General features: G+C 35.4%; 14 protein-coding genes. 1 reads left to right on the top strand and 13 read right to left on the bottom strand.

The genetic code is table 11. From position 1 onward, the window contains the following. Positions 1–65: 65 nt before the first annotated feature. The 13 genes from TL18_RS03880 to TL18_RS03820 form a co-directional block, all read right to left on the bottom strand. Complete coding sequence (locus TL18_RS03880; protein ID WP_067041607.1) at positions 66–4,880, bottom strand: Ig-like domain repeat protein; 4,815 nt, start codon at positions 4,878–4,880, stop codon at positions 66–68. 102 nt (positions 4,881–4,982) lie between these two features. Next, on the bottom strand, positions 4,983–5,474 hold the full coding sequence (locus TL18_RS03875) for a hypothetical protein (protein WP_067041604.1): 492 nt from the start codon (positions 5,472–5,474) through the stop codon (positions 4,983–4,985). Between the two features lie 8 nt (positions 5,475–5,482). After that, a complete protein-coding gene (locus TL18_RS03870; RefSeq protein WP_067041601.1) occupies positions 5,483–7,090 on the bottom strand; it encodes a helicase HerA-like domain-containing protein in 1,608 nt (535 codons plus the stop codon). 5 nt (positions 7,091–7,095) lie between these two features. After that, positions 7,096–9,687, bottom strand: a complete 2,592-nt coding sequence (locus TL18_RS03865; RefSeq protein ID WP_067041598.1) for a DUF5814 domain-containing protein — start codon at positions 9,685–9,687, stop codon at positions 7,096–7,098. Between the two features lie 54 nt (positions 9,688–9,741). Then, on the bottom strand, positions 9,742–10,560 hold the full coding sequence (locus TL18_RS03860; protein ID WP_067045393.1) for a DUF368 domain-containing protein: 819 nt from the start codon (positions 10,558–10,560) through the stop codon (positions 9,742–9,744). 133 nt (positions 10,561–10,693) lie between these two features. Further along, the gene (locus TL18_RS03855; protein WP_067041595.1) at positions 10,694–11,464 is read right to left on the bottom strand and encodes an MIP/aquaporin family protein; all 771 of its coding nucleotides are present in this window, start codon (positions 11,462–11,464) and stop codon (positions 10,694–10,696) included. 9 nt (positions 11,465–11,473) lie between these two features. Next, positions 11,474–12,973: a DUF2193 domain-containing protein gene (locus TL18_RS03850; RefSeq protein WP_067041592.1), complete on the bottom strand. Its 1,500-nt coding sequence runs from the start codon at positions 12,971–12,973 to the stop codon at positions 11,474–11,476. A gap of 199 nt (positions 12,974–13,172) precedes the next feature. Beyond that, positions 13,173–13,511 carry a P-II family nitrogen regulator gene (locus tag TL18_RS03845; protein WP_067041589.1) on the bottom strand — a complete coding sequence of 113 codons (339 nt, stop codon included), beginning with the start codon at positions 13,509–13,511 and terminating at the stop codon, positions 13,173–13,175. A gap of 31 nt (positions 13,512–13,542) precedes the next feature. Beyond that, complete coding sequence (gene uvrA / locus TL18_RS03840; protein WP_067041587.1) at positions 13,543–16,431, bottom strand: excinuclease ABC subunit UvrA; 2,889 nt, start codon at positions 16,429–16,431, stop codon at positions 13,543–13,545. 83 nt (positions 16,432–16,514) lie between these two features. Then, the gene (locus TL18_RS03835) at positions 16,515–16,898 is read right to left on the bottom strand and encodes a type II toxin-antitoxin system VapC family toxin (protein WP_067041584.1); all 384 of its coding nucleotides are present in this window, start codon (positions 16,896–16,898) and stop codon (positions 16,515–16,517) included. After that, entirely contained in the window at positions 16,898–17,140 is a 243-nt protein-coding gene (locus tag TL18_RS03830; protein ID WP_067041582.1) for a hypothetical protein, read from the bottom strand. Before TL18_RS03830 ends, TL18_RS03835 begins: the two co-directional genes overlap by 1 nt. Positions 17,141–17,417: 277 nt before the next feature. Next, the gene (gene uvrB, locus TL18_RS03825) at positions 17,418–19,382 is read right to left on the bottom strand and encodes an excinuclease ABC subunit UvrB (RefSeq protein WP_067041579.1); all 1,965 of its coding nucleotides are present in this window, start codon (positions 19,380–19,382) and stop codon (positions 17,418–17,420) included. A 5-nt stretch (positions 19,383–19,387) separates the two neighbouring features. Then, the gene (locus TL18_RS03820) at positions 19,388–19,678 is read right to left on the bottom strand and encodes a hypothetical protein (protein WP_067041576.1); all 291 of its coding nucleotides are present in this window, start codon (positions 19,676–19,678) and stop codon (positions 19,388–19,390) included. Positions 19,679–20,162: 484 nt separating this feature from the next. On the opposite strand from TL18_RS03820, the gene TL18_RS03815 reads away from it, so the two are divergent. Then, positions 20,163–22,619: a hypothetical protein gene (locus TL18_RS03815; RefSeq protein ID WP_067041572.1), complete on the top strand. Its 2,457-nt coding sequence runs from the start codon at positions 20,163–20,165 to the stop codon at positions 22,617–22,619. Positions 22,620–22,663 lie beyond the last annotated feature (44 nt).

The raw sequence follows: 22,663 nt of genomic DNA, 5'->3' as shown, positions 1-22,663 counted from the left end.
TATCAAATGAACTTGAAAAAAATTTAAAAAAAGAGAATAAATAAAAGAGATAAATACTCTTTTAATTATGGGTTGACATTAAATGTTACAACGGATGTATAATTCTTGTACTTACCATCACCGCTATAGTAAACATCCAATGAATATTGTTTTACCGGCAGATTAGGAATCACGATAACCGCATTTCCACCTTCAACCTCAACGATATAGACCTTTCCATTAACATTAATGTATACGATTCCAGTAGCGTCATCAGACAATGCTACATTTACAGTGACATTATTGCCAACTTTAACAGTACGTGCAGTAGCCTTCATTCTAACATTGTTCTTATTCACATTAAATGATACAGTAGTTGTCTTTGTCTTATACTTGTCATCACCGCTGTATTTTACTTCCAATGAATATTGGCCCGCAGGCAAATCAGGAATAATGATTTTTGCAGCGCCATTTGAAACAATGCCTGTATACTTTACACCACCAATGACAATGAAAACATTACCTGTTGCATCACTGGACAATTTCACATTAACAACAACATCATTTCCCACTTTGACAGTAGCTGCACTGGCTTTCATTGATGGATTAAGCTTGTTGACATTGAATGTAACCACTGTAGTTGAAGACTTGTATTTTTCATCTCCACCGTACAGCACGTCTAACGCATATTGGTTTATAGGCAAATTCGGAAGTATGATGCTTGCAGCGCCTTTAGAAACAATGCCCGTATATTTTACACCACCAATGACAATGGAAACCTTGCCTGTTGCATCATTAGGCAATACTACATTGACCGTTACATCATCACCTAACCTTACTGTACGTGCTGTTGCCTTAATGGTGGATTTGTACCTGTTAACATTGAATGTAACAACATTATATTTATTTTTATATTTTGCATCACCACTATAGACAACCTCAAAGGAGTACTCCCCGGCAGGCAAATCAGGAATGATGATTACCGCATTACCCTTATTGATAGCTCCAGAATATTCAACACCATCAACAAAGATGGAAACATAACCAGTCGCATCCTTGGACACAACAACATTAACAGTAACGTCATCGCCAACGTGTACAGTGCGGGCAGTAGCCTTAATAGTTATATAATACTTGTTCACATTAAAAGTAACCTGAGTAGCATTGGCCAAGTATCTACCATCACCGCTGTACAATACATCCAACGTATATTTGTCTGCAGGCATATTCGGAAGTATGATGCTTGCAGCACCTTTTGAAACAACACCTGAATACACAATACCATCAATGACAATTGAAACCTTGCCTGTTGCATCATTTGGCAAGACCACCTTTACAACAGCATTCTGATCAACTCTAACTGTAGATGCAGTCGCCTTAATGGTGGATTTGTACCGGTTAACATTGAATGTAACAACATTATATTTATTTTTATATTTTGCATCACCACTGTAGACAACCTCAAAGGAGTACTCCCCTGCAGGCAAATCAGGAATGATGATTACCGCATTACCCTTATTAATGATTCCAGAATATTCAACACCATCAACAAAGATGGAAACATAACCAGTCGCATCCTTGGACACGGCAACGTTAACTGTAACGTCATCTCCAACGTGTACAGTGCGGGCAGTAGCCTTAATAGTTATATAATACTTGTTTACATTGAAAGTAACCTGAGTAGCATTGGCCAAGTATCTACCATCACCGCTGTAAATCACGTCAAAAGTGTGTGAACCGGCTTGAGGAATTACCGGAAGTTCAATAACTGCATTGCCATTTTCTACAACACCAATATAATCAATTCCATTAACTGTAATGTAAACGTTTCCGGTTGCATCACCATTTAATACAACATTTACAACAGCATTCTGATCCACTCTGATTGTACGGGAGGAAGCTGAAATATTGGTTCCATACTTGGCTACATTAAATGCAACCTGAGTCAAAGCATCCCAATAGTTAGCATCACCGCTGTAGAGCACATCAAAGACATATGAACCGGCAGACAAACTTGGAAGATAAATGGTTGCACTACCTTCCACTACGTCAGCAAAGTATTCCTCTTCACCAATCATGATTGAAACTCTTCCGGTTGCACCATCATCTAAAGCAACATTAACAACAGGAGTTTCATCCACATAAATGTTATTGGCGGATGCTGAGATATTCGAATCTGTTTTATAATAGTCATAAACAACAATTGTTGAATTTGAAGAAGAGTTATAACCTACTGCATTGAATGTTGCGGATATGGTGTTATATCCATGACTTAAATGATTAGTGAAGCTGGCAATTCCATTATTTATATTGACAGCAAAGTCATCTCCATTAAAATTGAATGTGACCTTTCCATTTTTCACCAAATTGCCGTATTGGTCTATGACTGTAGCCATAATCTCAACAACATCATCATTTCTAATGACATTCAGATTGGTTATTGTGTTAATCTCATTTAGAATTGTGAATGCCTTGATACATGCCACCTGTGAATAGTATACATGGGTTCCAAAAGTTCCACTCAAATTAAACAGATCATGCCAGTTGGTTCCGTCTACGCTCAAATAAGAAATTTCCGGCATATATACCATTTTATTAAGTGAACAGCTTTCAGAAATCGGAAGTGAAGTGGCATCTCCATTGCTTACCTTAAACTCAACAACAAATTTGTCGCCTGATTTGACAGGTATAAACTGGCCAAGATCAATTGTATAGTATCCTGGATTTGAAGTGCCGCTGTTAACAGCTTGAACAACCCCATTAACATAAACGGAAGCTGTCCAATTAGTTATCTTTTCAAAGTATGTTGACACTCCTGCTATATACTCATCATCTATTGCAGTAAATACGTTCTTATACCAGATTGAAGGTGAATTTATGTAGTAGTAATTTGTCATTCCTCCAATATCATACTGGTAGTTCCTATCGTATTTTATTGTATCATTCAGAATTATTGCATAGGCAACATTGTCACTGCCAGGCTCTGCGAATTTCTCATCATAATAGGAAACATAGAAATATCCGTGATCCTTCCAATCAGGACCCCAGCTGTTCCTTACAATCCAGGCCCCATCGCCATACTCACTAGGAAGTCCATAGAAGTTGCTTCTCGGATAGTTGTCATCCCATCCGACAATAGTGACGGCATGATTGGATGGAGTTGAATACCAGCAATAGTAGCCTTTTCCCCTGAAGAAATTGTTATCAAAATACATTGATGTTCCGACAGCACCATATTTCAGTATGGCCATTTTGATTTCATCATTGTCCAAGTAATTGTCACGTTTTAAAGTTTTGATGTTCTGGACATGCATGATGCTGTTTAAAACAGGTGACAACGTGGACTTGTCATCAAAAGGATCATCATTTTCCAAAACAGGACCCAACCAGCTTGCAAGATATCCGAAATGCATTTTGTCATATCCACCTTCATTTGTATCCATTTTCCATCCATAGTCAGAGTACATCTCAATAACGTTTTTCATGTTTTCTTCAGACAGATCCAAGGATGGTCCGGAGGCTTTCAAGATAGATGATTCCAATACTGCTATTGCAGCAAATGCCCAACAGTTTCCAGATGACTGTTGATCCTTTGGAATTGTTACAAGATTATAATCCCTCAAGCTATATGCTGAAGGCAATACTGTGATTTCAGATTCATTGTGCCTATACATTGAGTAATTTCCATTGGCAATATCCAAGTTTATGGAAGATGCTTCATAGGCGTCATTTTGGAAAACGGCACTGTTTCCGGTATATGTATTCATATTTCTCACAGAACCTCCGCTTTTTAAGGTATTGCAGATGGAATATACACCACCCGCAGTCAAACCGGCCTGATTTGAAATGAACTTATTATATCTTAAGAACAAACTGGTTGAATTATCGATGAACAATGCTCCACCGTTATTTGCTGAGTTATTTTCAAAATTACCATAAAGTGATGTGAAATTACCATACATATGATAGACCGCTCCACCATCCCATTTTGCGGAACAATCCTGAACTTTCAAATAGTTTGAGGTGAATGCAGTATTTAAAGATGCAATTGCACCTCCGAAAGTCGCTGATGAATTAGTAATATTGACATTATTTAAATTTAAAGTTGCCTGCCTTGTATAAATCGCTCCCCCTGCATCCGCAACGGAATGTGAATTCAAGAATTTTGATTTTGAAATTTTAATGTTGGTACCGTATTCACAGGCTATTGCACCACCAAAATTATAAGCATAATTGTTTATGAAAAGGGAGTCTGTGATGTCAAGACTACCACCAAGCATATAGATTGCACCACCATATTCTGCATAATTGTCAATGAAAGTGCAGTTGTTAATGTTTACGGTTGGAGTATAGTCGGAATTAGGGCATGTTATGGCTCCTCCAAGAATATTTGAATACCCGTCTATCTTTTTGCCACAACCGTTTTTAAAGATAACGTTGGTGGCGTTCAGATTCTTATTATTCTCTATGGTCGCCTCATACATTGTTAGGTTAGTAAGGGTTAAGGACTTCTCAACTGTAAAAGCAACACCTGCAAATTTAATGATGGTGCTTTTGGCGTTTTCGCCGATTATATTTACATTTTCAATGGTTTTTGAGGTATCTAAAAAATATTCACCATTCGCCAAGTGGATATTTGAATTTGAGTTAATTCTACTCGCCTTCAAATCTCTATAAGGATTGTCTATAGAACCATTACCATTGTCATCCTTAGCTGAAGCATTAAAATAATAGTCATTGCTTCCCCTAACAACATCTACATCATCACTGATTTCAATAAGATCACCATTCCCCTCTTCAACCGACAATATCGTGTCGTTTTCATGAGCAAAACTTGAAGGAACTGCGATTAATAAGATAATGAAAGTTAAAAGTATTAATAGCTTATAATTTTTAAACAAAATAATGCCCCCGAATTTATTAAATATATTATTATGTTTAAATTTTATAATATAAATAATCAAGTAAAATTAAAAAAAAGTAAAGCTATTGGATAATAGCTTTTAGAATATGAAATCCAATTTTTTCTTATGGTTATAGGAAATTTCAAATGAATTAAGAGCCAATGTTTTTAAAACTTCCAAATCATCATCAGTTATTCCAACAACATCTTCCCATTCACTTTCCAAACGAGCGATTTCTTCTAAAATCTCTTTACCGTAATCAGTCAATGAACAATCATATGGAAGACCGTTTTCAGGATTTTCATCAATTTCAATCAGTCCCTTTTTAGCTAATTTCCTATAGCTTTTAAGGTATAAACCTTCATGTAACTTGAACAAATCAGTTTTTTCAGCTTTTTCATACTGTTTTATTCTGATACGTTTGTGATGAGCTTTTTCATGCTTTTTAACTTGTTTTAGTAGTTTAACTTGACTTTCATGAAGATGAATATCCAGATTGTCTCGAACATAGGTCAATTTAGACTCTTCAATGATGCCTATGAAAGATGATGCATTCATGCTTTCAATAGCTTTTATGTGAGGGTGTGCCATCTAATCACCTACTTCATCTGACCGAATATGCCCCTCATGATTCCTTTTGTAACTTCACGGGCTGCAGTATTGACGGCCTGTGTAGCTGCCTTTTCAACCATTTTTTGCTGAGCGGATTTTTTGGTTCTTTTACCCTTGGTTTGAGTTTGGCCTGCAATAACAGTTCCTAGAATATCTCCTAAAATGGAACCTTGCTGTGCAGGAGCTTCCTCAGCTGATTCAGGCGCTTCTTCTACAGGTTCAGGTGCCTCTTGTTTTTGGGTTTTGACCTCTTCAATTATCTGTTTATCGACTTCTGGAACTTCACTTTCAATATTTGGATTTGAATCTATTTTGTTCAGTAACAGTTCATAAGCTGATTCACTGTCTAAAGCTTCCCAATATTTGGATTTGAATTCGGATATGTCAATAATTTGCTGGCGCAAATCATCATCAATAGCTCCAATGTGACTTTGAGGAGGAACTATTTTGACTTGTTCAACAACATTTGGAGCACCTTTTTCATCAAGAGTAGAAACCAATGCTTCACCGGTTCCCAAATTGGAAATGACCTCAGCAGTATCAAAATTAGGGTTTGGTCTGAAAGTTTCAGCTGCAACCTTTACAGCCTTTTGATCTTTTGGAGTGTATGCGCGAAGTGCATGCTGGATACGGTTTCCAAGCTGTGCCAAAATGTCATCAGGAATGTCTGCAGGAGATTGTGAAATAAAGTATAATCCCACTCCTTTTGACCTGATAAGCCTTACTATTTGCTCGATTTTTTTTGCAAATTCAGGTGAGATTTCATCAAACAACAAATGTGCTTCATCAAAGAAGAATACGAATTTAGGTTTGTCCATGTCCCCTACTTCAGGCAAGTTTTGATATAGGCTGGACATCATCCAAAGCAGGAATGTTGAATATATTTCAGGTGATAATGATAATTTTTGAGCATCCAAAACATTGATAACACCTTTTCCATTATCATCGACTTGCATGAAATCATCTAAATCAAGTGCAGGTTCACCAAAGAACAGATTTCCGCCTTGGTCTTCAAAGGCAATCAGGCTTCTTAAAATTGTACTTGCTGATTTTGGAGCAATTGCACCATATTGGCTTTCATACTGGTCCTTGTTTTCAACGACATGATTAATCATTGCTTTTAAATCTTTCAAATCAATTATTAAAAGGGATTCATCATCAGCAACCCTGAATACTATATTTAAAACACCTGCTTGCGCTTCGGATAAATTTAATATTTTTGAAAGTAAAACAGGACCCATTTCAGATAGTGTCACTCTAACAGGGATTCCTTTTTCTCCGAACAAATCCCAAAATTCAACAGGATATTCATGGAAATTAAATCCTTTCTCTTCAAGGCCAAACGCTTCAACATTCTTTGCAATGAAGTCGTTTGTTGAACCTACCTTTACAAGACCTGAAATGTCCCCTTTCATATCCGCTAAAAATACTGGAACTCCCAAATCTGAAAAAGATTCAGCCAATACTTTTAAGGTAACTGTTTTACCTGTACCTGTTGCTCCAGCAATTATACCATGCCTATTAGCCATTTTGGGTAATAAAAACACATTTTCGTTTTCATTACAACCAATTAATATCTTATCTTCTGCATACATTGCATTCACCCATTTTCTATTTTCTTAATTAAATAGTTAGTTTTTTTAACTATATTATTTTTATTAAATGATTTTGAAATTCTCTTAATTGCATCCAAGTTTTTGACAAAATTATCCAGCCATGAAAAAATATCCCCCGGATAGACCTGTATTTGATACTTTCTGAACAGCTTATTTGAAATGTCCTGAGGATCCTTGCCCTTAAGACGCTCATGAATAATGATTTCAGATATTCCCCTTTGCATACAACTGCAGAATGGTCTGTCCTGACAGTTGCACTGCATGAAATCTGTTTGAAGAGCTATTAGGGCATCCTGAAATTTCTTATCAACCTTTTCAATAGCTTCCCCTGATGATATGATATCCAAAGTGGATTCTGCAAACAATCTTGTTGAGAATTTTATCTTCAAGGCATTTGAAATCTGGTTGTGAATAACACTTGACAAATATGCGTTTTCAAACATCTCCAAATCCAAGGCCATTGCCAGAATCAACACTTTCAGCTTATCATACTGGTCCTTTTTCTTATACATTGGGGAATGGCCCACATACCTTATAAGGTATTCTTTATCGTTTAAGGTATTTTTAATGAATTCCGCCTCTTCAATTGATAGAAATGATACTGATGTTGCCCTTCCATACTTTGTAACTTCCAACCTATTGTTGGCTGAAATATTGATCAATCCCAAATCCTCCATTTCATCAACTGCGATTTTTAAGGAAACAGGAACATCAATGTTGCTGTAAAACTTATTCAGCTCCTCTCTTGATTTGATTGAAGTTGAAGAGATGTCTGCTAAAATCTGCTCATAAGCTGACTCTTCATCATATTCAATATAGACATCCTCATGATTGCTTTCCAGAAGGTCAAGAGCCTTTGATTCTTCGGATTCACCTGCAAAATCATTGCCTACTTCCGGAAGCAGATAAACAATACCCCTATCGTGATAGGATGGTCTTCCAGCACGGCCCAGCATCTGTGAAAACTCATTTGGATTTATCCACTTGTTTCCCATTACAAGCGAGTCAAATATTACCTGTGAAGCCGGAAAGTCCACACCCGCTGCAAGAGCTGCAGTAGTTACGACACAGGAAATTTTTCCCTTATCAAAATCCTTTTCAATCTTTTCTTTTTTATAATATGACAATCCCGCATGGTATGCCTGGGCATTGACTCTCTTATTGGTTAAATAATTAGCGATTTGATGGGTTTTGCGCCTTGAATTGGTAAATATGATAGTTTGGCCCCTAAAGCCCTTCTTGGATTTGGTATTGAATTCCTTTTGAACAAGATTTCTCATCAGATGGCGCTTTTGAGATTCGTTTCTTGTATAAACCAGGTGTCTCTCAAGTGGAACCGGCCGCTCTGAATATTGTACGAGCTTCATATTGAATTCTGAGGCTAAAAATTCAGGGTTTTTGACAGTTGCAGAAAGGCCAATAATCTGGGTTTTTGGATATAAATTCTTTATACGTTTAATCAGACCATTTAAACGAGTTCCTCTGTCTTCATCATCAATCATATGAATCTCATCGATTAACACAACACCCAAATTCAACAGGCTTTTTGAGTTGCCGTTTCTTAAAAGATAATCTATTCCTTCATAAGTTGCAACGACAATATCTGCCTTGGATACATCAGAATCGGGAAGTTTCAACTCGCCTTTTGCCTTTACACGATTTCTTCCTACTTTAATGGCCACATTCAGGCCTAACTTTTTGTATTTCTTTTTAAAATCCCTATACTTCTGATTTGCAAGAGCAACTAACGGAGTTAAAAATATGAATTTCTTGCCCTTTAGGGTTTCGGTTATACCTGCTAGCTCACCGACCAGAGTTTTACCGGAACCTGTTGCACTTACGACAAGCAAATCCTCACCTTTTAGAAGCCCTTCCTTAATGGCCAGATACTGAACCGGCAATAGCTTGGTATTTCCGGAATCAAGCAGAACTTCCTTAAAATCCTTAGGAATCTTGAGACGCTTCATATCAACCGGAGGTATGATATGCCTTGATTTTTTGGTTTTATCAAATAATGTCAGATTTCTGTTTTTTATTGGATCAAAATGAGGGTCCAAAACAGATAATGTTTTCTCAAGGTTTCCGGTTTTTTCTAAAGTGTTTTTTAAATTTCTGAAAATGGTCTTATCAAAACCCTGAAGCTCAATTTCCTGTTTGATTGTATCATAGGCACAATCCTTACATATCAATTGATTGTTGTGTTTATAAGAATAGGATGAATTGACTATTGTGATATTTCCCTCATAAGCGCAAAAGTCACATACTTGGGTTTTTCTGACTTTGATATTTAGTGACTTCAGGAACTTTTCCACCTTTTCGTCGGGTGTTGCAAGAAAAACAGCTTGGCTTCTTAAAAGCTTAATAACCTCTCCAGGAGGCATCAGCTTTTCATTTAGGGTGGAATTATCATTGAAATTATAATCGGCAACAAATCTGGAAATAGATAATGAGTCATCATCATTGCTGAATTTAATATTTCCAACAAATTCAGGTTCTCTTTTATGATTTAAGGCTCCTTTTGGAGAACCTATTGGATATAATCTCCACTGTTTTTTAATCTTTTTTAAAACTAGCATTGTATTTAAATATATTTTTAATTGTTAATAAATTTTAAAAAATGGATTATATGACTATTCCATATAATCAAATCTGGTTTCTAAAATAATAATAATTGCAAAACCTATTATAGCAACAATCAGACAAGGAATTAAACCTGCAAAGTTTAAAGCAACGGAATTTGCAATCTCCACACAAGGAACTTTCAGTGATCCGAGCATGACCCCAATTAGAAATGCCATTGTGATTTCTTCATGGTTTTTAAGTAGATAGTTCAGGATTTTGGAAAATCCTAGAATACCTATTACCGCACCAACTACGAAAACGATTATATCAACTATATGAAGCTGGTGAAGGGCATTCAGCATGTATTTGTACTGTCCTAAAAGCAAGAGCAGGAATGAACCTGAAATACCTGGCAAAATCATTGCACATATAGCTATCATACCGGAAAGGAATATTACAATTAAGGAATGGTTGGCTGCAATAGGATTTAGGCTTACAAATATGAAAGTTAAAATAGCACCTAAAACAGCAAACAATATGATTTTCCAGTTGATTTTATTGAGTTTTTTAAATAATATTACTGCAGAAGCTATAATCAATCCCAAGAAGAATGAATATGTCAATGCTGTATGTGCGTCCATACAGTAGGTAACAACTTTAGCAAGAGTCAAAAATGCAACGCCAATACCTAAAACCAATGGAATGAAGAATTTGAAATCTATTTCATCGAACAGCTGGTCTATAAATCCGTTAATATCCCCTTTCAATAGGGGTTTCATAAATCCAAAATGGATTTTACTGATTGATTCGACCAAATGACCATAAATTCCTGTAATCAATGCTATTGTTCCGCCTGAAACTCCAGGAACAATATCTGCAGAACCCATAAGGACTCCGCGAATAAAAATTAAAATAGCTTCCTTAATATCAAAACTCAAATTATCACCTAAAATAATATTTGGTTTTAATTAATTAAATAGCTTATTAAAAAAAAGAAAAAAGGAGAATAAATCAAATGATTTATTCTTGGAATGGTTGTGGAAGTTCACAAACTCCACTATCTTTTGCAAGGTATGCATATGCAAATGCTGCACAGATTGCACCGAGAATCGGTCCGACTAAGTATATCGGGAAGAATCCCCAGAGGTTTTGACCACCTAAAATCATATCCATCAAGTATGGTCCGAATGTACGTGCAGGGTTGATTGAAGCACCTGTAAATGCACCTAAAACTACAATTACTGCAGTGACAGTCATACCAATGGAAATTCCGGCAAAACCAGGTTCTGCTTTTTTATCAACTGCAACACCCATTACAACCATCATTAGGAAGAATGTTCCTAAAAACTCAGCAAACATGGCTTGCAGGTAGCTTACTCCAAGTCCAGGAGCTGTTGCACCAAGCCCACCTATAGCGACTGCAGGAGCACCGAGACATAAGAATAATGCTAAACTTCCAAGACAAGCACCAACCACTTGTGCAACTATATAGTAGATACTGTCAATTAAAGCAATGTTTTTAGTGACAAGTAATCCAATAGTTACAGCAGGATTCAAATGTGCACCTGATATCTTACCAAATACATAAATACATATCATTACAGTTAGACCAAATGCTAAAGCAATAGCAATCCAGTCACCTAAACCTCCTAAAGGTCCAATACCTGCAGCTCCAGGAGTGATGCTGTTGGATATCAATAATGTTACAACAGCAGATCCTGTACCGAAAAATACTAGGAAAAATGTTCCCAATAGTTCTGCAAAGAATTTTTTTCTTATATTACATGGCATTTAACTCACCTATACAGCTTCTCTCCATTGACAATATTCATGTTTACCGTCTACAAGTGAAGAAGCAGCGCAGTTTTTACATCCTCTGACAGGTGATCCTGGTGCTTCTTTGTTAAGTGCAATAATGTTTGTCATCATGGTTGCTGTAATTGGTTCTGAAGTTAATAGACATGGATAGTCTGCTAATCTCATCAAGGATGAGAATCTTACTGAAATTGCACATGCAGGATAAGTGTATCTTTGTGGGTTCATTACGATTTCACTATCTAAAACAGGGCTTAAGTCAACATCAAATCCAGCGATTTTTGGTACTAATTCTCCACCGGTAGCTGCTCTGAATTTTCTAGCTCCACTAATAGCGTTGAATCCTCTATAAATCATGTCCATGAAGTCACAGTTGTGTAATTCTGCAGCTGCACCTCTTGTTGGATATTGCTGTACATAGTTGTGGAATCTTTTAGAGAATAAATCCACTATCATTGGTGCGTTAAATCCATCTAATTCTAATATAAATTCAGTTGCACATGCGGATGCGCCAGTAGATAATTTTAATACATTGAATGGAGATTCATAATTATCTAAGTTGTTTTTTAAAGTGTTTTCAATTACACCAGCAGTTGCCTGAACAATAGCTAAAGTCATGTCATCTTTACACATGTTGTAGGTTGATTGGCCAATGTGGTGTCCAATATCTCCAACACAGTATGCTGGTACTGTTACAATGTTACCGTAGTGTACTCCATCATCCATTGCAGCTTTAACTACAGAAGTCATTGCTTTTTTATATTTGTTCATGTAGTCTCTTACATCAAATGAAGAGTGATCAGCATCATCCATTAAAGTACCTTGTCCTTCAATAGGAGTTTTGTAAATCATTTGTAATGCTGCAATTTCTTTTTCAGTAGCTTCAGCAGCAGTTGCTCCAGCTTCAATAGCATTTGCAAATGCATCTCCAATACCATAAGAAGTGTTCATACCCCATGATTTTGCAGATAAGATTGCTTGTTTGTGAGCTACTGGAATGTCAGTTTTTTGTAAAATTTGGTTTACTACATTACTAGTACTTCCAGGCATTAATGCAAAGTCCACTACACAGGTTGGTCCATAAAATCCACCGTATCTTCTGATAGATTCTTTTGCAATGATAGCTTCATTATCAGCGATAGCTTGAATGAATTTATCTAAACTGTCTGCAAAGTCACCGTCTTCTTCACATAAAATTTCTAAAACCGGAGGAGTTTGGAAATGTTCAATGAATGGGTCGTCTTCACATTTTAAAGTGTCGGTAATGGAAGATAAAATTTCATAATGGTTTTTAACAGACTCTTTGTGTAGGTTAATTACTGATTCTGCTTGATTATCTAATGCTTTCATGCCAGCTACTGCATCTGCATAAGGTTTTGCATCAGTAATTTTAAAGTCGTTGTACCTATTTTCTGATATAACGGCAACATCTGCCTTTTGAGCAGCCATTGATTCGTTAATCATCTTTTCATATAACTCTCTCATTTTTATCACCTAGGTAATAAGAGTATTATATTAAACACTCTTAGATAATAATTATTCACCATATTATTTAAATTTGTTTAAATAATCTTTAAAAATGAGAAAAGCGACATTATATGTTTAGATAAATTAAAAAGAGTTGAATAATATTAAAAAGCTAAGTGGAAAAAGTTATCCACTTTTAAAAAAAAAATTAGTTTAATTAAACTGCATCAGAACCTCGTTCACCTGTTCTAATTCTGATAACTTCTTCAACATCGGAAACGAATATTTTCCCATCACCGATTTCTCCAGTTCGGGCATTTTCAAGTATAACATCAATGATACGGTCCAAATCTTCATCATTAACAATCAATTCTACCCTTGTTTTTGGAATTAAATCAATGCAAACCTTAGATCCCCTATACGATTCTCTCATACGTGGCTGTCTTCCCCTTCCTTTTACAGAAGAAACATTCATTCCTTCACATCCTGCTTCTAAAAGGGCATTTTTGACATTATCAAACATCTCTTCACGTATAACAGCAATAATCCTCTTCATAATATCTCTCCAATATTGATTGTAGAACTGGTTATTTGCCTATGTCTTCAACCAATTCCTTTGCATAAGGAGTTATATTCTCATCAAGCATACGCTCTAAAAACTCACCAGTGTATGTTCCGGATTCGGCAATCTCTTCAGGTGTTCCAGTGGCTATCACTTGACCTCCACCATCACCACCATCAGGACCCAAATCAATAATATGGTCAGCTGTTTTTATAACATCCAAATTATGCTCAATAACAACAACTGAATTGCCGGCATCGGTCAATCTGGCAAGAACCTCTAAAAGCCTTTTGATATCGGCAAAATGAAGACCTGTAGTTGGTTCATCCAAGATATACAATGTTTTACCGGTACTGGTTCTTGACAATTCTTTTGCCAACTTAATTCTTTGAGCTTCACCACCTGACAGTGTGGTTGCAGGTTGGCCTATCTTCATATAACCTAATCCGACATCATATAATGTCTGAAGTTTTTTAGTGATTTTCGGAATGTTTTCAAAGAACTCCAATGCTTCTTCAACAGTCATTTCCAGAACTTCATAGATATTTTTACCTTTATATCTGATATCTAAAGTTTCCTCATTGTACCTTTTACCACCGCAAACTTCACATGGAACATAAACATCAGCTAAAAAGTGCATTTCAATCTGAACAATACCATCACCGGAACAAGCTTCACATCTTCCGCCTTTAACATTGAATGAGAATCTTCCAGGCTTATAACCTCTGGCCTTTGATTCCGGAGTATTTGCAAATAAATCACGAATATCAGTAAATACACCAGTATAAGTTGCAGGATTTGATCTTGGAGTTCTTCCAATCGGCTTTTGATTGATTGCTATTACCTTATCAACATTTTCCAGCCCTTCAATCTCATCATATTTTCCTGCAAAGGTGAATTTTTTAGAAAGTTTTCCTTTAGCGCCTTTATATAATATTTCATTAATCAAACTGCTTTTTCCAGAACCGCTAACCCCTGTTACGCAAGTGAATTTGCCTAATGGGATTTCAACATCAATGTGCTTTAAATTGTTTTGTGCGGCTCCTTTGATTGTTATAAATTTACCGTTTCCTTCCCTTCTGGTCTTAGGAATGTCAATTTTTTTAACTCTTGAAATGTATTGTCCTGTTAATGAATCGGGATTTTTCATAATATCCAGCGGTGTTCCTTGAGCCACTACCTTTCCACCATGCTCACCAGCACCAGGACCAATATCAACAACATGGTCCGCTGACAAGATAGTTTCCTCATCGTGTTCAACAACAACCAAGGTATTTCCCAAATCTTTAAGCCTTTTTAAAGCTTCAATGAGTTTAATATTGTCTCTTTGGTGAAGTCCTATACTCGGTTCGTCTAATATGTACAAAACACCTACAAGACCTGAACCAATTTGGGTTGCTAAACGGATACGCTGAGCTTCACCACCAGATAGAGTACCGGAAGACCTTGACATTGACAAGTAATCAAGACCGACTTCAACTAAAAAGCTTAGACGCTCTTTAATTTCTTTTAAAACCTCTCTTGCAATGAAGTTTTCTCTTTCAGTTAGTTCCAAATCCTGGAAGAATTGATATGAATCTTTAATTGCAAGGTCGCACACATCAATAATGGATTTTCCACCAACGGTAACGGCCAATATTTCTGGCCTGAGCCTTTTACCTCCACAAACATGGCATTTCCTATCGGACATGAATTTTGAGAGGTATTTTCTTGAATAGTTTGATTTGGTCTCTATGTATAATCTTTCCATTCTTGGAATAACCCCTTCAAATTTACGGTTTACCATGTAGGATTTATTCCTGCGTTTAAATGTGAAAGCGATTTTGTCTTTGCATCCATATAAAATAGTATTCTGATATTCCTTATCCAATTCATTGAATGGAACATCCATGCTGAAATTAAAATGCCTTGATACTGCTTCAAGCATCTGATAATAATAATTTTCCCTTTTGGAAGATTTTGACCAAGGCGCAATAGCTCCTTCGTTTAATGTTAATGTTTTATCTGGAACAATCAAATCCGGATCGATTTCCATTTTTGAACCGATACCATTACATTCCGGACAAGCCCCCTGAGGAGCATTGAATGAAAACATCCTAGGGGTTAACTCTTCAAAGTTTATTCCACAATCGACACAGGCAAAGTGTTCGGAGTATTTTTTCTCATATTCACCATCATCTGTTGTGTACAGTACTGTAATCAGTCCTTCAGTAAATTCTGCAGCTGTTTCCAGTGAGTCAACAAGCCTTCTTTTAAAGTCAACGTCTTTTCTGATTTTCAATCTGTCAACTACAACATCAATATTGTGCCTGTAGGTTTTTGCAAGTTCAATATCCTCATCCAAATCCCTTATCTTTCCATCTACACGTACCCTTACAAAACCTTTGTTTCTAAGGTCATCCAGAACGTCCTTGAATTGGCCTTTTTTATCCCTGACAATCGGTGACAATATCTGAATCTTAATTCCTTCACCTTCTTCAATGATTGAATCGCCAATTTGGCCGATGGTCTGTTGTGAGATTTCTTTTCCACAATTAGGGCAATGTGGAATACCTATCCTTGCATATAATAATCTCAAATAATCATAAATCTCAGTAATTGTTCCTACTGTTGATCTTGGGTTTTCCCTTGTTGTTTTCTGATCTATTGAAATAGCTGGGGACAAACCTTCAATTGATTCCATTTCAGGCTTTTTCATCTGGCCCAAGAACTGCCTTGCATAAGCTGATAATGATTCAACATATCTACGCTGTCCTTCAGCATAAATTGTATCGAAAGCTAGTGAAGACTTTCCAGACCCACTAATCCCAGTAATAACAATGAATTCATCACGTGGGACACTAACATCAATATCTTGCAGATTGTGCTCACGTGCACCCTTGATGATAATTTGTTTTTTAGACTCCTCTGCCATAGTAATCTCCTTAATTTAGTTATATATTATTAGAACAAACTACTTAATAAAATGTTTCAGAGAGCAGTTGAAAAGTAAAAATTCTAATCTATAACCGATATTCCTTGAATCTTTTTAAAATCAGCATCAAAACTTAAAATAGAATTAATTTTATTTTTATTCATTGTTGATAGAATTGTACAATCAGAATAATTAATTGATGAGTCATAATGTAAGTAAATGTCAATTGCTTCTTCATAATCGGATTTATTTAAATATTGAATATCAAACATCTCATCGATAATACTATATAAATCCTTACCTATTTTCCCACCATTGCCTGTAAATGCATTTAATGTTTCATTTAATACAGTATTATTTATAACTTTTCGTTCATAAATTGTTTCTGAAATTTTTAAAGCCTTATCATGAAATTTGTCTGTTTTAATAAGCAAAGCAATTAAAAAACTTGTATCAACAAATATCACTAAAATTCTCCCCTACCAGATTTTCTTTTTAAATCAACTGCATCAGTTTCTTCATCAAGAGAAATTGCAAATTTTGATAAATCAGATAATGGCCTTTGTTTTTCCACTTCCACAATAATCACATCCTTTTCAATTCTCCAATTAAGAGTATCCTCAAGAGTGATTCCTATTTCATTCCTAATTTTACTTGGAATAATAGTTTGAAAACCTTTGTAAATCTTTGAGCTTACAACATCATCCATAAAATCATCTCCAGTTAATAATATAAAATACCTAATATTTAAAATTTCAGAAATTTAATTTTTCTAAAATAATAAAATACTAATAATACTTATCTTAATATTAAAACCACTTTTAATCAATTAAATTCATTATTTGATTGAATAGATTAAAATACTTTTCTATATTAACCTAAAAGAAATTTACATGTCTTTAATAAAAATATAAAGTGATATCAATATTATTTTTCAAATAAAAACAATTATGGATATTTTGAAAAAGTTTACTCAAAAGAGAAAACTATTTATCAAAACCTTTCAAGGCATAAAGCTTATTTCTTAAATCGGCAGCCCTTTCAAAGTCAAGCCTTGAAGCTGCATCCTTCATGTCCTTTTCCAAATCCCTTATCAGCAGGCGAAGCTCATCCTTAGGCATTTTTTCGATGTCTGCACCGCGCACTTTGTATTTTTCATCTTCCTCAGCGAGTTTTTCTTTCAATGTCCTTTGGGTAGATTTTGGAGTAATTCCATGAACCTCATTGTATTTCATCTGCAGCTTGCGCCTTTTCATTGTAATGTCATATGCATTTCTAACAGAATCAGTCATATCATCAACATACATGATTACACGACCGTTGACGTTTCTTGCCGCACGGCCAATGGTCTGTATCAATGAAGTTTCGTTTCTTAAAAATCCTTCCTTATCGGCATCAAGAATAGCTACCAGAGAAACCTCCGGCAGGTCCAGACCTTCCCTTAAAAGATTTACACCTACCAAAACATCAAATTTGCCTCTTCTTAAGTCATTGACAATGTCAATACGTTCCAATGTATCAATTTCTGAATGCATATATCTTACTTTAACACCTATTCTCGCATAATAGTCTGTCAAATCTTCAGCCATTCTTTTAGTTAATGTGGTAACCAAAACCCTCTCATCCTTTTCGGCAGTAAGTCTAACCTCTTTAAGCAGGTCTTCAACCTGGCCTGTTACAGGCCTTATCAATACTTCAGGATCCACCAGACCGGTCGGCCTAATAATCTGTTCAACAACATTTCTTGACTTTGAAAGCTCATATTGAGCCGGTGTTGCTGATACATATATTACCTGATTGACAGATGACTCGAACTCATCAAACCTTAAAGGCCTATTTTCCTTAGCAGAAGGAAGCCTGAATCCATGCTCAACCAAAGTTTCCTTACGTGCACGGTCACCATTATACATTCCCCTGATTTGAGGAACGGTTACGTGAGACTCGTCAATTATTGTCAAGAAATCATCCGGGAAATACTTTAAAAGCGAATATGGCTTTTCACCCCATTCACGTCCGGATAGATGCATGGAATAGTTTTCTACACCTGGACAATATCCCATTTCACGAAGCATTTCTATATCAAAACGGGTTCTTTGCTCCAATCTTTGAGCTTCCAATAGCTTACCCATTGAATTTAACTCTTCAAGCCTTTCATCTAGCTCTTGAGAAATTTTAGAAATAGCCGTATCCATCTTGTCCTGGCCAACGACAAAGTGCTTTGCAGGGAAAATCATGTATCTTTGAAGCGATTCCTTTTTTCTTCCGGTAACATTGTCAATGATACTAATGGCATCAATCTCATCACCGAACAGTTCGATTCTAATTGGAGGTGTTCCATGAACCGGATTAATTTCAATTACATCCCCACGAACCCTAAATTGACCACGAGCAAATTCAATATCATTTCGTTCATATTGCATGAATACCAGACGGGCGAGAATTTCAAATCTGTCATAGACATCTCCAACTGAAATCCCAAAGGCAAATTCACCATAATCTTCAGGTGAACCGATACCATAGATGCAGCTTACACTGCTTACAACAATAACATCATCCCTTGATAATAGTGATTGGGTTGCAGAATGCCTCATTATATCAATATCATCATTGATGGACGCTTCCTTGTCAATGAAAGTATCAGTTCTTGGCACATAAGCCTCAGGCTGGTAATAATCATAATAGCTTACAAAATATTCAACTGCATTATCAGGGAAAAATTCCTTGAATTCCTCATAAAGCTGTGCAGCCAAAGTCTTGTTGTGAGAAATGACAAGAGTAGGCTTCTGGACTTTTTCAATGACATTTGCCATCGTGAAAGTCTTACCTGAACCTGTTACTCCCAAAAGAGTTTGTTCTTTTATTCCATTCTTTATGCCTTCAGCTAATGAGTTAATGGCTTTTGGTTGATCACCCAGTGGTTTATAAGGTGATTTTAACTTGAATTCCTTCATATTATCTAGTTTTTGATTGTAATATTGAAACTAATATGTGTATAATTTGGTGCGCAGCAAGGGATAATCTTCTCGTCTCTTACTGATAATTCACCATACCCTTTCAGTTGTTTTTCCAAGTCCTTTACAATATCAGAAACAACATCTTCATTGTAAACTCTTAGTGAACCTAAAAAGACTGTCTTGGCAGACATATTCATTACTGAAACGCTTTCAACAATATCCGGTTCAGCATACTTTGCTAGAATATTGTTTGACTCATCAACCAGTTCTTTTTTGATTGTTTCTTTATCCATTCTATTCCCTCAATACATATTAATATCCATTACTTTTACTTCTCTACTACTAATTATTATGCTGCACATTAGTTAAATATTATCACTATCATTTAAAAAAATGACTTAAAATCAAAGTGATTATTGTGTAGTAAAACTTCCTATATTTAACTTTCAGATTCCCAACCAACCTACCAATTTTTCATGGTTAATGTTACGTTGTTTTGAATGATTCATCGATAAGTTTCGCATAATCTAGTTTGAATACATAATTTTTTAGGCATGCCAAAATTTATATAGTAGAAAGAGAACATACTAATCAAGAGTAGAGAATATTTATGAAATGTCAAATAACAATTTAAAATTTTAAACATTCAAATAAAATTTAACTTAAAATATAAATAATTTGAACAAAACTAGATTTTCAGACATTTCTATTCATAATTGCAAATTGATTCTGAAAGAACGTTTAATTCTTGATGAAAAAATGTTTCGGAGTGGAAAAATGAAATTAACAAAATGTATTTTATTATCATTAATACTGATTACTATCTTATTTTTCTCTGCATTATCCGTAAGTGCGGCAGATGTACATGATAATTTTGATAACATATCTTTAGACACGAATGACAATGATTTGACCAATTTACAAGACAACATTGTCGATTTGAATTCAGACGATTATCAAACTGAGAATCTGAAAAACAATAGTGAAGTCTTGCAGAACAGTAACTTAGGAAATGATTTAAATGTTGAAAAGATTGATTTGAAAAATCTAACAGAACTATACAATATTACACAAACATCCGAAAAAACATTCATACTGTCATTACCCAACAATATTACATTAAATATATGCAGGTTAGGAGTCTATGATTTACAGAGCTTTAAGGATGCATCCGCATTCATTTCAAAACCTGATGAAAACTATGATTTGATTATGCTGGAATTTAAAGACAAGCTAAATCTCGAAATTGAACCGTGGGTCGATGAATTGATAAACTTGAAAAGCATTAAGAACCTTATGATTTATGGGCATGGCGCAACAATATCCATCAGAAACCCCAGAATCGACAATATAAAACATTTTTTAAAAGTCAACTCAGGCACCATGGCAACAATCAATAACATCACATTAACAGGATTTAACAGTGCCATATTAAATTACGGACAATGCCAAATGACAAAAGTTGACTTCAATAAAAACATTGTTGATTTTCGATACGAAATCAAATATGCGAACCCTATCTTGAAAATACCTGATTTTTCAGACGTAATAAACCACAAGGATGAAGTGGATTATGGTGGCGCAATAAGAAATTTCGGAACCTTGAATTGCATGAACTGTTCCTTTACAAACAATATCGCCAAACTTGGCGGTGCAATCTATAATGAAAAGGGAACACAGTCATCTTTCATAAACTGTTTCTTCAAGGGAAATGAAATTTACACTGTCGTAGTCTATGACACGGTCACAAAAACCAAATATGTATACGACAATGAAGAAAGGTATCCCAGAGAAATGAGACTTTTTGAATGTGAAGGTTTCGACTGCAATAACGAGTATGACATCCATACATGCGACCTAGCAAACTGTTTTGTTTACAATGAAAATGATGAAATATATATTGCATATGTTAATAATACTGCTGATTTGAATAAATTCTTTTCAAACATCAAAAGCATCAAATACATGAAATTCTGTATACTAAATTTCCAACCAAACACAACATATAATATCGATTCCGATTTTGAGGGAATGAACTATAAAAATATAGAAAATTTAATCATTAATGGAAATGGTGCTATACTCAATGTGAAAGATCCAAAAAACAATAACGAATGTCATTTTCTCCAATTGCACAGAAAGGCCTCCTGTCTGGTAAAGAATTTGACATTTATTGGATTCAATCAGGCATTCATTAACCAGGGCACATTGAATATAGTGAACTCAACTTTTAAAGTGAATAAATGCTATTATATGATTAAAGACGATTATGGATCCTCGATTTATAATAATGAAGGTTTAGTATACCTGTCAAATACACGTTTTGAAGACGGATATGCGAAAAATGGAGGAGCGGTTTATAATAATAGGGGAATTGTGATTTGCACTGGATGCGACTTTACAGAAAATGTAGTCTATGGCGATGGTGGCGCAATATATAACGCATTTGGAATTACAAGTTGTGAAAACTGTATTTTCACTTCCAATAAGGCTGACGATGGTGGTGCAATCTTCAATCATTACGGCACCCTAAGAATAATCAATACTATTTTCGGTTACTGTTCAGTTACAGGTGACGGCGGCTCCATATACAATGACTTCGGTGAACTTACAATTTCCAACAATACATTTATAAATTCACAAGCTGTAAAAGGAAATGGAAAGGATATTTTCAGTTATGGGGCAGAAGCAAAAGTTTCAGTAATAGGCGAATCATATTCAATTACAGAAATAGGGGAAAAGGTTACCAATCAGACAATTAAAATTACAGAAGATGCTCCTAATGAAATTGCAAGATATGCTGTTAGAGCTGTGGAAATCGTCCTATGTGTCGGATTATGTTGTGCCTTAACTTTTCTTGGAGTGCCAGAAGGTTCTGCAGCTGTTATCGGATTTGTTGTAGGATCTCTTTTAGCGGGTGCTGAAGAGCTTTATGAAGAATGTTGCCTTGACCATAATTTCAACATATACAATTGTTTAGCAATGGTAGTTGTTGCAGGACTCTCCGATTCAATCTGTGGAGCTGTGGGAACTTGGATAGGTACTACATTCTTTAAAGTAGGTACACAAGAATTAACAGCGAAAGTGGCTGGAAAATTAGGTGCAATCTGTTTTGGTTTAGAAGTTACTGGTGAAATATTAACTGAGTTCCTTCCACGTTTTGATTTTTCAAACATGGACATGGTTACAGTGCCAATCAATGACTTAATCAATCAACAAGTTCAAAAAAATTAAGATTAATTTCTTAATTTACTTTTCTTTTTTCGATTATACTTACA

Source organism: Methanobrevibacter sp. YE315, assembly GCF_001548675.1.
Taxonomy (GTDB): Archaea; Methanobacteriota; Methanobacteria; order Methanobacteriales; family Methanobacteriaceae; genus Methanocatella.
The sequence above is the reverse complement of the archived record's forward strand: the minus strand, read 5'-3'. Positions and strand labels throughout refer to the sequence as shown.

Excerpts from the sequence above, each read along its gene's own strand:
- TL18_RS03875 (WP_067041604.1), bottom strand. The coding sequence starts at position 5,474 with ATGGCACACCCTCACATAAAAGCTATTGAAAGCATGAATGCATCATCT.
- TL18_RS03870 (WP_067041601.1), bottom strand. The coding sequence starts at position 7,090 with ATGTATGCAGAAGATAAGATATTAATTGGTTGTAATGAAAACGAAAAT.
- TL18_RS03865 (WP_067041598.1), bottom strand. The coding sequence starts at position 9,687 with ATGCTAGTTTTAAAAAAGATTAAAAAACAGTGGAGATTATATCCAATA.
- TL18_RS03860 (WP_067045393.1), bottom strand. The coding sequence starts at position 10,560 with ATGGGTTCTGCAGATATTGTTCCTGGAGTTTCAGGCGGAACAATAGCA.
- TL18_RS03855 (WP_067041595.1), bottom strand. The coding sequence starts at position 11,464 with ATGCCATGTAATATAAGAAAAAAATTCTTTGCAGAACTATTGGGAACA.
- TL18_RS03850 (WP_067041592.1), bottom strand. The coding sequence starts at position 12,973 with ATGAGAGAGTTATATGAAAAGATGATTAACGAATCAATGGCTGCTCAA.
- TL18_RS03845 (WP_067041589.1), bottom strand. The coding sequence starts at position 13,511 with ATGAAGAGGATTATTGCTGTTATACGTGAAGAGATGTTTGATAATGTC.
- uvrA (WP_067041587.1), bottom strand. The coding sequence starts at position 16,431 with ATGGCAGAGGAGTCTAAAAAACAAATTATCATCAAGGGTGCACGTGAG.
- TL18_RS03830 (WP_067041582.1), bottom strand. The coding sequence starts at position 17,140 with ATGGATGATGTTGTAAGCTCAAAGATTTACAAAGGTTTTCAAACTATT.
- uvrB (WP_067041579.1), bottom strand. The coding sequence starts at position 19,382 with ATGAAGGAATTCAAGTTAAAATCACCTTATAAACCACTGGGTGATCAA.
- TL18_RS03820 (WP_067041576.1), bottom strand. The coding sequence starts at position 19,678 with ATGGATAAAGAAACAATCAAAAAAGAACTGGTTGATGAGTCAAACAAT.
- TL18_RS03815 (WP_067041572.1), top strand. The coding sequence starts at position 20,163 with ATGAAATTAACAAAATGTATTTTATTATCATTAATACTGATTACTATC.